This is a genomic window from Pseudomonas onubensis (assembly GCF_965653655.1).
Taxonomy (GTDB): Bacteria; Pseudomonadota; Gammaproteobacteria; order Pseudomonadales; family Pseudomonadaceae; genus Aquipseudomonas.
This window is the reverse complement of sequence record NZ_CBFHAZ010000226.1, coordinates 1-558: the sequence shown is the minus strand read 5'-3', so window position 1 is coordinate 558 and position 558 is coordinate 1. Positions and strand designations below refer to the sequence as shown.

Sequence of the window (558 nt, the reverse complement as noted above, 5' to 3'; positions counted from 1 at the left end):
GCCTGCTGAAACGGGAATAAACACTTCAGAGGGGAGAAATGGAAATGCAACCTGATGTCTTTCGTAAAAAAGACGCCGGATAAGACCGGCATCTTCAGATAAAAACCGCCCGCCTTTGTTGCGGAATCCGGCAACGGCACGCCCCCACGAGGAAAGTCTGACGCTGTGCCGCCCTTCCGGATGACAAATGTCTTTCAGGTTTGCTTTGTGAAGAGGGATTGCGGTTAAGCCGGCATAAGAATAGCCGGTGTAAAACGGAGTGATGGAATGCAGCCTGTAAAAGGAGCGGGCGTCGGGGCAGTAAAACATTAAGGAGGAAAATGAATTGACTTCAAAGAACTGCCAGTGAAAAGCAGAAAGCCGGAAAAATTGCGCGGCCATCCGTTTTAACCGTTTTGCCCCAATGATCCAGACCGGCCGGTACCCGGCGTTTTTCAGGCCTGCCGTCCGGCTCTTTAAAGAGTCCGCCGAAAGGTTCGCACATTGAAATTCAAAAGCCAGTCTTTCTTCTCCGCTTTCTGCCGTCAAGTCAGGCCGCTGTCCAGCGGAAGTCAGATA

General features: G+C 51.4%; 1 protein-coding gene. It reads right to left on the bottom strand.

What is annotated here, in order from left to right:
* On the bottom strand, positions 1-555 hold a 555-nt coding region (locus ACTD9P_RS29680; RefSeq protein ID WP_438870427.1), incomplete at its 3' end, for a competence protein CoiA family protein.
* Positions 556-558 lie beyond the last annotated feature (3 nt).